Source organism: Rhizobium sp. SVR5-2C (assembly GCF_056755115.1).
On sequence record NZ_JBNDHT010000067.1, the window covers coordinates 17,139 to 26,708 of the forward strand.

Genomic DNA, 9,570 nt, shown 5'->3' on the forward strand with positions numbered 1-9,570 from the left:
ATCGCGCCAAATCTCAGCTTGCCGTTTGGCAGATCGTCTATTGACTCTCTGCCTGGCTCGCTTCCTGACTTGGCGCGTCGGCTTCCCCCAACGGTTCGTCCGGAGCGCCGATCAAGCCGGCGGACAGAATGGCAACAGCGTATGGGTGATTTTCCATCGGAGGGCGCGCCTCTACATAGGTGCGAACCAGCTTGAGCGCCCTCACCGGCTCAAGGCCGCCGCCAATCAGACCGAGGCGAATGACGTTCGAGATGTCCTCGATGCGCCACTGGTGTAGGTGCAGACGGTTCAAGACCACGTATGGGCCGCTGTCTGTCTTCTCCTGCAACTCCGCAAGTTCGCCCCATTTTAGGGCGAACCGATAAGTGCCATCAGCCCAATCGAGATCGATAGCTGCGCTGCGACTCATACAGGCGCCGTGCGCGTAAGCTCGCCGTCAGACTGCATCTCGACCGACATCGTAACGCGGCCGCCCTGCTCAGCGGAGGGATTGAGGGAGTTTACGTGCATCAGGCCGGTCCAAGTGATGGTCTTGGCCGGGAATTCAATCTCGATCTTGACCGGAACGGAATTGACGTTTTCCCACGCGTCAAGCCAGGTCTCAACGGACTCAGCAGCCATGACCCCCTCGCCGGAAACCGACGCTGAAAGCGTGCTAGCGTCGCGGCCAATCCAGGCGACTGCGTCCGGATCGTTGCAATCCGGCAATGTGACGTCAGTTAGATCCTTCGTAAGCGTCAGGCTCTTCGAGGTAAAGCCGCACGGTGCGGTGTAAACTATGGGCGTGGCTTCATCGCCGAGGAGGATTCTGAATTTGCCAAAGCGAGCGGTCGACGGTGCGGCCATGATGGTCTCCAAATTGTGGTGGTGATCGCGGGTCGTCCCGCTGCGTGGTGCCGGCTATGGAATTTCCACGAAAGCCGTGATGCTGATAATGGCGCGATTGGTTGCGCCATCTGCTTCCCGCTGGTAACGGGTTATGCGATGCCTGATTGATGCGAGTGCATTGGTGGCGAGGCTGAATTCAGCCTCGTGCAGCGAGGCGCGAACCGCGCCGGCTATCTTGCGGACCTGTGCGTCGCCAAACGCCTCGCCAGATCCCCACGACCAGCATTCAATCTGCATCGTGACTTCAAGGCCGTCGATACAGTCCGCGTCGTCTGTGGTGGCGTCAGATGGACCCATAGAGATGTAAGGCGGCGTAATCGTGCCGTCTGGCGGTCGGTCATAAACTCGATTGCCAACAAAAGTGGTGATGGCAGTATCCGCCTTCAGGCGCGCGATGATGGCGGCCTTAAGTTCGTATGTCGGATCCATGGGAGTCCTTGTTAGGAACCGGCGGCCACTTCTTTGGCGGCCTTGTTGATGGCGCGGGTGATGCGGCTTTTGACGCGTTTGCGGTTTGCTCTAAAGCTCACAAAGAAGAAGGGAGATGCGGGAACGTCCGGAATGGTGGCGCCCGCGAATAAACCGCCGGCGGTGTGCGACTTAGTGCCAAATTCCACAAAACGCGCGTAATACGCACGTTCATTGCCGGCGTAGATTGTGATCGTCAGATCGCCACCGACAGACTGGACTTTTCCAATCGTCAAAGCTCCCTTCGGAGCGCGTCCAAACGTCCAACCGATGCTATCCTTTAGGTCGCCGCTGTCTGTCGGAACAAGCGCCTTCATCAGCGCAACAATCTCGTCCGCACCCTGCTCCATCGCTGTGCGTATGCGCGCCTTGGTCACGGTAGGCAGCCGATCCAGCTTTCGCTGTAGTTCCTTGAGTCCCTTTATGCTCGCCGCCATCAGCCGTCCGTCTGCCCGCCAACCGTAGCCAGCATGTCGATATAATCGTTTTTCTGCGACACGTTCACCGGAGGCGATACAATCCCGTAAACTGCACCTGTTCTAGCATCCACGGCCCGCCAGGTGGTGTCCACCGCCCTTGTCGCGGCATGTGAGCGAACGCGGATTGTCACCGGCTGGAGACCTTGCAAGCGGGAAGCCATGACGGCTTCGGATCCCATACGAGGGATAATCTCCGCGGCATCGGTGAATACCGTGGCGAAATCGCCGACAGTGGGGTTTCCAAAACCGTCGTCGCTAATGTTGCGCTGCTGGAACGCTACTCGCGATCTAAGCTTTCCTGCCGGCATAGGGTGGCCTTTCCGTATGTTCAGCCTTGCCGACCGCCATTGCGTTGGCAGCGCAAGCGCGCGTTACGTTGGCAACGCTGCCTGCCCTATAGGCTATCGTGACTTGTGGGCGGGGCTTGAAGTCATAGTCTGCAACAAAGCGGACCCACATTTGAGCACCTTGCCTTTTGCCGGCCTATGCGCCGCGCCTGTGGTTGCGAATTCCCGGTGGACATATGGTCAAGCGCACTCTTCCTCGGGGATCGTCCGCCAGACACGCCATGGCGCCAGGAGAGCCCGAACGGGCCGCGGCATCACTGCGTCACCGGCGTCAGTCTTGCCGGCCTCTCTGGTTTCAAAGAGCTCGCCGACCATGAGCAGGATTGCCGCCGTGATGGCCGGCGTTAAAACCATCGCTGTCTCATCATCCACCGGTAGGTCGGCATCGGCGGCAACAACCACGCGGTCCAGATACTCGACAATGATGCTCTCGGCGGCCGCCTGATAGATGGCGATCTGGGCATCCTCGTCATCCCACGATACCCGCAAGTGAGACTTAACCGTTTCAAGTGACAGCAGGGCCATGTTAGGCGATTACTGCAGCGGTTGCGGCGCTCGTCGCCGAAACGTGGCCGGCGTCGTTCGTGGCCGTAACGGTTACGGTGATCGTCTTGCCGACATCACCAACAACCGGAACGTAGGTTGCTGCGGTTGCTCCGCTAATAGCCACACCGTTGGCCTTCCACTGCCTGGTGAAGGTTGGCGAGCCTGACCACGTTCCAGTCGTCGATGTCAGCGTCTGGCCAACCTGTGCCGTGCCGGTGATGGCTGGCGCGACAGAGTTGGCGGGGGCGCCAAGGCCATTCGCGACGCCTGCGCCGAGATAACTGGCGAAACGCCTCTTGCGGACAGATGCACTAAGCATTCTTCTTACCCTTTCCGCGTGGCGTCGGCTTTTGTTCCGGTTCGTCGCGCACGATCTCAACATATCCATATGCAAGGAGCTGCTTCGCGACGTAGTTCGGAAGGTCGATAACGTCGCCCTTGCTAAGGCGGCCATAGTCGCCAACAAGCGCCTTGATTGCTTTGATTTTCATGGTGTTTTCCTAGAGAGAAGGGCGGCCCGAAAGCCGCCCCGCTACAAATTAGGCCGGGTTGACGTCGCCGGTGACGAATGCTTCCGGACGGTAAACCGCCAGGGCAAGACGCTCCTCGATGCGGATCGTGAACATGTTCTTTTCGAAGTCGTCCACGTTCTCGCTGGAGAGCAGCACTTCGACATCCATGCGATCGAAGATCTGAGCGCCCAGGTTGAAGGCGCCGGTCAGGAACGAGCCAGCAGCAATCGCCTGCGTCTGCACAACCGGAAGGCCCCAGAGCGTCGGACCCATCGGAGACATGGCGTTGCCCACGATGTAGTTGCCGCCAAGATCCTTGGTGAGCTCAATCTTCGCCCAGTCGGTAGGATGCAGAACGAAACCGCTTGCCGGGTATTCCGCCAGGATGACCTGCAGAATGGCAAGACGAAGGCGGTCGATCGCGGTCTCTTCAGCCGGCGAGAACGCCGCAGAGAAGTCAGTGGCCTGCGGCAGGATGCCGTTCAGATTCTGGCCGGTGCCGTCGCCGTTGAGAAGCTGATTCTCCTCAACGAACTTCAGGCCATAAGTGCCGCGTGCGTTGATGTAGGATGCCAGTGCCGGCGCATCATCAAGGATCTGACGAGAGGCCTTAAAGATGTGAGCCAGCGTGCGAACCTGCGTGCTGAGCAGGTTGAAGGTCAGGTCAGACTTCGGCTTGGTCGTGCCTTCCGCAACAGGGGCGGCTGAGTTCGTGAAGCCGGTCTCCTTCACGTATTCAACGCTGGACGACGTAGTACGACCAGGCGCGATGAGATCGCGGATAGTGAGCTGGCGGTTCGGGGGCGCAACGATGCCGGGGACGCGGGCGCCAGGAACCAGAGACGTACCGGCAGAGCGTCCAGCGCCGACGGTGGTATTCGCAGACGTGATGTCGGCGCGCTCCATGGCGACGCGGAAACGCCCGCGCTCATTAAGACTGAGCCGACCGTTCTCGAACGAGGCGTTCTCAACGATATGATCGCCGATACCGCGAGCAGTTGGCATGCCACCCTCGGTTACGCGATCGGCGGCCTTCTCGAGCTCACGAACGCGGGTGACGGTCTCGCCGAGTTCGGACAGAGCCTTGTCTACCTTGCCCTTCAGTTCGGCGGAAACTTCGCCGGTAGCGGAAAGCTTTGCAGTGAAGTCGGAACCGAGATTGCCGACCTGTTCCTTGATGGAGGCCAAAGACTGGCCAAGCTCGCCGATCTTCTCGGCAAGTGCATTATCGGACATGAAGTCCTCCTGATGTTGTGGTGTGTGGTGCCCGCTAGACGCGGAATGATTTCGCTTCGGTCAGAAGCCTTTCGACCGCTGCCAAAGCGGCAGCATCCGCATCGACATCAGGTTCCCCCTGATCCTTCTTGAGGTAGAGCCGAGCGGCCCGCTCTGCCTCAGAGCCCGTCAAACCCATCAGTCCCCTGATGCCGTTTTCGAACTCGCGAACTGTAATTTTCTCGCCGGCAGCCATCTTGGCGACTAGCATTTCTGCGGCTTCGGCGCGCGCCTGGTTCTCAGCCTTCACGCGCCGCACGTATGCAGGCTGCGTATCGGCTCCGAAGCGCTCCAGCGTCTCCTCAAGCGTGGCAACGCGGTCGACCATGCCGCGATCCATCAAGGCTTCGGCAAAGAACACCCTGCCCTGCCCGAAGCCGTCCTCGACCTTGCCGACGGTTGTGCCGCGGCCTTCTGCTACGGCGGCCACGAACCGGTTGTAGGACCGGTTAACGCCTTCCTGAATGTGCGCCAGCGCATCCTTGCCAAGCGGCTCGGTCTCGTTGCCTTCGACCTTGTGCTTGCCGGCCGAAATGTACGTGCGTTTTATGCCGCGCTTCTCGAGAGCAGCGGAAACATCATCGTGCGCGGTATAAACGCCGATGGATCCTGCACGGCCAGAAGGCGTGACGACGATTTCGTCTGCCGAAGAGGCAGCCCAGTAGGCTGCGCTGGCCGCCAGAGCGTTTACCTGCGCAATAATCGGCTTATCGCCGCCCCGCAGGCGTCGAATCTCGGTCGAAAGCTCTTCCGTGCCTGGAACCGAGCCGCCGGGGCTATCGACATCAAGCACGACGGCTTTGACATCTTCGTTTGCCAGAGCCGCATGCAGTGATCGACGAATGCCGGCGTACGACGTGCCGCCGGACATCGCCGAAAAGGCGTCCATCTTGTTGGCCAGCACGCCGTAAACCGGGATAACGGCCACTTTGCCGTCGGTCTGCGCGATTTCCTTGGCTCGCGCATCGGAAACGGCGGACGCAAACTCGGTTGAAAAAAGCTTATCGCCCTCGGCGCGCGCAACCAAGACATCCGCTAGAACACCCAGTTTTTCGCGCTGAATCGCCCACGGCTCGGCCAAAAAGGCCGTTAGAACGTGTTCAAATTTCATGATTTTCCCTTATGCAGCGCGTTTCTGCGGCTGTTCTTGCGGTTGCGGCGCCGCTGGCTGTGTGGCTGCCGGCATTTCGCCAAGCTTATCGAGCGGCGTCATCGTGCCGTTCACGATCGCGGTGTCGCCGCCGTCGACTTTCGACTTATTCTCGTACGCTCGCGCCTCGTTCGGCGTGTAAATGCCGTTCGTGACCATTTTCGACAGGAACTCGGCCCTTGCGGCGCTATCGCCCCGAAGAAGACCTTCTATCGAAAATTTCACTACGGTCGTTTTCCGCGTCTGCGGCGTCAACAAGTCCCGATAGATCGACGATTCAATGCTGCGAAGCAGCGGCACAAGGCAGGTCTTGGTGAACTGCAGGATCAATTGCTCGATGCCGCTTCCCCAGGTCGTCGTGCCGTTGGCCGCGTGACCGATCATGACCGGCGGGACGCCGAAGATGCGGCAAATCTGCTCAACGCTGTATTGCCGGCTCTCCAACATCTGCGCGTCGCGCGGGTTGATGCTCAACGGATAGGGCTTGAAGCCGGCCTCGAGCACGGTCACGCCGCCCGCCTTGTCGGCGCCAGCGAACTGCGTCAGTGTATCGGCGATCTGCTTGCGCTGGTCGCCCTTAAGGATCTGGTCTGAGCTGACCAACAGCGACGAAAGCAGGCCGTTTTTGAACATCTTGCCGGCCGTCTTCTCGCCAGCCATGGCATTGCCGATGACATTGCGCTCAAAGCCGATCGGCGACAGGCCGCGGTCGCATCCTGGCAGTAGCGCACCGCGGATATGCAGCATGTTCTCAGCCGAAATCTTGCGCTTGCCGCCCTTACCGCGGTTATTTACGCGCTCCGTCACCTCGTAGTAGCGGACATTGCGGTCATCACGGCAGACATCAACGCAAAGCGGGTCGAACGGTATCAGCGACGATATGGCGTCGCCGCGCATCTTCTTCTCTGCGAAGAAATTACCATCGAGGCACAAGCACATGGCAACCATGGCCCAGAAATCTGCAGCCGTGTCGTCAAAATTCGGCATGTCGTGCAGTAGCTCGTAAAGCTGGCTCTGCTTGTCGACCGTTACGCCGTCATCCTTGTAAACCAGGCACGGAAGCGTCTTAACTGAATTGGCGATGAGGTTGACGCAGGCCCAAACAGCATCAAGCTGCATCGCCTTGTCATACGTCACCGTTTCGCCGCTGGTGGTCTCGGTGCCGAAGTATGCCCGCCAAGGGCCGGTCAGCAAGCCAAACGGCTTTCCAACCCAACTTAAAAGCCCCATGGGTGCTCCTTACGTGCTGCTGCGCTGTTCGCTTTGTGCTGCGGTCACCATGTTACGGTGATCATGTTGTTGACGAAGTCGTCGATGTTGTGCTGACGCGATTCGGGATTGCGGCTCATCAGCATGACGGCGTTGAATACGGCCACGAGCGGGTCAATCTTGGCTCTGCCTGCCGTTTGCTTCGTGATAAGCACGGCGCCGCCGCGAACTTCGGTCTTGGCGTTGCCAACGCACCAGTTCATCAGGCGCGAGCCAGTGTGCCAGAACGTCTTGTTCTTGAGTTTGATCTCGATTCCCCATGACGCCGGAGAAAGCGCCGCGCCCTGGCGTATGGCGGTCAGGATGTTGCCTTCAATGCCACGTGATGACAACTCGTCGACAAGCGCGCCGATGCCAAACGGATCGAGACCAACGCCGTTCTCGTCAGGCAGCAAGCCAGACTCTCTCACCATCTCCACGATTTCAGCAGCATCCCTGATGGGCTGCAGCGCATCTTCGCAGATGACTAGATCCTTATCGTCTTCGAAGTCTCGAAGCATTGACGCAATGTCTTTGCGCCTCTCCAGAACATCGTCATGCGCCCAAGCCTTCGTCCAGCAGAGCCAATCGCGCGTCTCGCGCTCACGTCCGACGACCGCCAATCCGAACAAGTCGTCAAGCCCGCCGCCGTCGATGCCGATCGTAACTACTTCTGACCTCGCAAGAAGGTCTTCAAGCGCCAACTTCGTGGCTGCACCTTCCCAATAGTCGGCGCCTGGCCATCTGTCAGAACGAAGATTTAGGCCGATCTCGACATTGAGGTGCTTGGAAAGAAACGTGCGCCGGGTGTCACCGTCGCCAGCCATTTCCTTCTTGAGTTCGTCCTCTAGCCACTCCTTACTCACCGATCTCCCGATATTGGGGTTGGTGATGTAGAAATTGTCAGGCTCTAGGTATGCCTCGCGCTCCCGCATGCGTCGCGGGTATTCATAAATGACGCCGAGGCTCTTCCGGTCCTCTATCTCGCCGTCACGAAGACCGCGGTAATAATCCAGCTTGGCCTTGAACACGCCAGCAGGGGGCGCGTCAGACTGCGTCGACAGGTAGATCGTGAAGCCTTCTGGCTTCGAAATCAGGCCGCCGGTTGCCTCCCGCAACATGGCGTCTGCCGTTTCTTTCTTGCCGAACAGCCATAGCTCATCGACGAGCACGAATGCGGCTTTCTTGCCGGATACCGTGTCGTTGTCCGCCGCAACCACCTTCAGCGTTGCCTTGGTAGTCTTGTGCGTGATCGTCTTGCGGTGATCCTGCACATGAAGCTGACGAGACAGAACTGGATCCGCGCGAACCATATCAGCGGCTGGCTTGAACGCGTTGTCGGCAACTTCCTTCGTCGGCGCCAGGATCAAAAGCTCGGCTGAATTGCGCCAATTCCTGATGAGCGCCGTAACCATGATGCCGGCCGCGATAGTGCTCTTGGAATTTTTCTTCGATATGAGCAGGAAGAATTCGCGAATTAGACGCCGGCCGGTTGCAGGATCATATGCGCCGAAGATGGCGGCAACGAAATCAAACACCCACTGGCCGCAGGCCTCACCGAATGTCGGCGATCCTGGCGCGTCCACAATGCGGAGCGCCTTGAATACTTCAAGCGCGGCCTCTGCCTCGGACGGGAACAGAGGGGCGCATGGAATAAGCGATTCCTTGGCGACGATGCGCTCTTCCCAATCTGGGCAAGACGTAGTCCATTCCATTATTCACCAGATGCACTGGGCGGCGGTGGAGGGGTTGCGAACTTACCCTCACGAGACAGCCGCTCGGCCTCTTCCTGCTGCTGTTCTTTCTTGCCCCCCGCTGCGTCGCTTGCGCGAGCATGCACATAAGGAGCCGCGGCGATGGCCATGCGATCGCGTCTATCGCCATCTGACTTTTCGTCGTTCATGACGGTGAGCATGTAGTCCAATGGAGACATGCCGGATTGTCGCGCTGCCTTTTTGACGTCAGGCGCAACCTTAATTGGCTTTGCTTTTGGCGCCTTCGCCCCCTTGGGGCGCCCAGCGCCAGGACGAAAACCGCCACTTGCCATATTTTGAATTCAGCCCTACGGGCTGCCTCCCATAAAAAATCAAAGAGTCAGAAAAAGTTGCGTACATGAGTGGGACGCGGGTTCACCGGCTGGAGGCTTCCAGACTTATGGAATACCCCTCTGATGTGACTTTTTTCACATTGTCAAATATTGCCCGGTCGCGCAATATTCTTTCGCGATATTTGATTGCGCCGACACGCAATATTATTACTCGACGCCCTGATGTCGATCACATCACCACCAGACGCCAGGCGGCATCGACTGCTCTTGCCTCTGCTTCTCTGTCGAGTGACAGACATCACAAAGGCAGGTCAAATTACCGCGATCCCAAAATAGCTCCGGATCCCCGCGGTGAGGGCGCCGATGGTCAGCGACAAGCTTGGACGTGTCGGGTTCGATGCGTCCGCACATCTGGCATGTGAACATTGCTTCGACGAGCACATCCCATCGCATGTCTCGCCATCGCTTCAAGCCATACCACTTACGCCATGGAGCGCGCTGTGCACGCTCCTGGTCTCTGGTGATGGGCTCTGCCTTGGTGATGGTATGAGATGCAGATGATAGGCGAGGCTTAAGCGTGGAGAGCTTTGTCATGTCGAACGACATTTCG

The 9,570-nt window shown here is 58.7% G+C and carries 14 protein-coding genes; all 14 read right to left on the reverse strand.

Features of this window, described 5'->3' with window-relative positions; genetic code table 11:
* Positions 1-37: 37 nt before the first annotated feature.
* Positions 38-409, reverse strand: a complete 372-nt coding sequence (locus ACPYOI_RS19445) for a gene transfer agent family protein (protein ID WP_481423205.1) — start codon at positions 407-409, stop codon at positions 38-40.
* Positions 406-846, reverse strand: coding sequence for a phage tail tube protein (locus ACPYOI_RS19450; protein ID WP_481423206.1), 441 nt, complete (start codon positions 844-846; stop codon positions 406-408). The genes ACPYOI_RS19445 and ACPYOI_RS19450 overlap by 4 nt, the downstream gene beginning before the upstream one ends.
* 54 nt (positions 847-900) lie before the next feature.
* Positions 901-1,317, reverse strand: coding sequence for a DUF3168 domain-containing protein (locus ACPYOI_RS19455; protein ID WP_481423207.1), 417 nt, complete (start codon positions 1,315-1,317; stop codon positions 901-903).
* A gap of 11 nt (positions 1,318-1,328) precedes the next feature.
* The gene (locus ACPYOI_RS19460) at positions 1,329-1,793 is read right to left on the reverse strand and encodes an HK97-gp10 family putative phage morphogenesis protein (protein ID WP_481423208.1); all 465 of its coding nucleotides are present in this window, start codon (positions 1,791-1,793) and stop codon (positions 1,329-1,331) included.
* The gene (locus tag ACPYOI_RS19465) at positions 1,793-2,143 is read right to left on the reverse strand and encodes a head-tail adaptor protein (protein WP_481423209.1); all 351 of its coding nucleotides are present in this window, start codon (positions 2,141-2,143) and stop codon (positions 1,793-1,795) included. Before ACPYOI_RS19465 ends, ACPYOI_RS19460 begins: the two co-directional genes overlap by 1 nt.
* A 219-nt stretch (positions 2,144-2,362) precedes the next feature.
* Positions 2,363-2,707, reverse strand: a complete 345-nt coding sequence (locus ACPYOI_RS19470) for a head-tail connector protein (protein ID WP_481423210.1) — start codon at positions 2,705-2,707, stop codon at positions 2,363-2,365.
* A 1-nt stretch (position 2,708) separates the two neighbouring features.
* Positions 2,709-3,047, reverse strand: coding sequence for a hypothetical protein (locus ACPYOI_RS19475; RefSeq protein WP_481423211.1), 339 nt, complete (start codon positions 3,045-3,047; stop codon positions 2,709-2,711).
* Entirely contained in the window at positions 3,040-3,219 is a 180-nt protein-coding gene (locus ACPYOI_RS19480; RefSeq protein ID WP_481423212.1) for a hypothetical protein, read from the reverse strand. The genes ACPYOI_RS19475 and ACPYOI_RS19480 overlap by 8 nt, the downstream gene beginning before the upstream one ends.
* 48 nt (positions 3,220-3,267) lie before the next feature.
* A complete protein-coding gene (locus tag ACPYOI_RS19485; RefSeq protein WP_481423213.1) occupies positions 3,268-4,476 on the reverse strand; it encodes a phage major capsid protein in 1,209 nt (402 codons plus the stop codon).
* 34 nt (positions 4,477-4,510) lie between these two features.
* Positions 4,511-5,626 carry a S49 family peptidase gene (locus ACPYOI_RS19490; protein WP_481423214.1) on the reverse strand — a complete coding sequence of 372 codons (1,116 nt, stop codon included), beginning with the start codon at positions 5,624-5,626 and terminating at the stop codon, positions 4,511-4,513.
* 9 nt (positions 5,627-5,635) lie between these two features.
* The gene (locus ACPYOI_RS19495; RefSeq protein WP_481423215.1) at positions 5,636-6,895 is read right to left on the reverse strand and encodes a phage portal protein; all 1,260 of its coding nucleotides are present in this window, start codon (positions 6,893-6,895) and stop codon (positions 5,636-5,638) included.
* A 44-nt stretch (positions 6,896-6,939) separates the two neighbouring features.
* Positions 6,940-8,628 carry a terminase large subunit gene (locus ACPYOI_RS19500; RefSeq protein ID WP_481423216.1) on the reverse strand — a complete coding sequence of 563 codons (1,689 nt, stop codon included), beginning with the start codon at positions 8,626-8,628 and terminating at the stop codon, positions 6,940-6,942.
* A complete protein-coding gene (locus ACPYOI_RS19505; RefSeq protein ID WP_481423217.1) occupies positions 8,628-8,846 on the reverse strand; it encodes a hypothetical protein in 219 nt (72 codons plus the stop codon). The genes ACPYOI_RS19500 and ACPYOI_RS19505 overlap by 1 nt, the downstream gene beginning before the upstream one ends.
* Before the next feature lie 348 nt (positions 8,847-9,194).
* A complete protein-coding gene (locus tag ACPYOI_RS19510; protein ID WP_481423218.1) occupies positions 9,195-9,566 on the reverse strand; it encodes an HNH endonuclease signature motif containing protein in 372 nt (123 codons plus the stop codon).
* Positions 9,567-9,570: the final 4 nt, after the last annotated feature.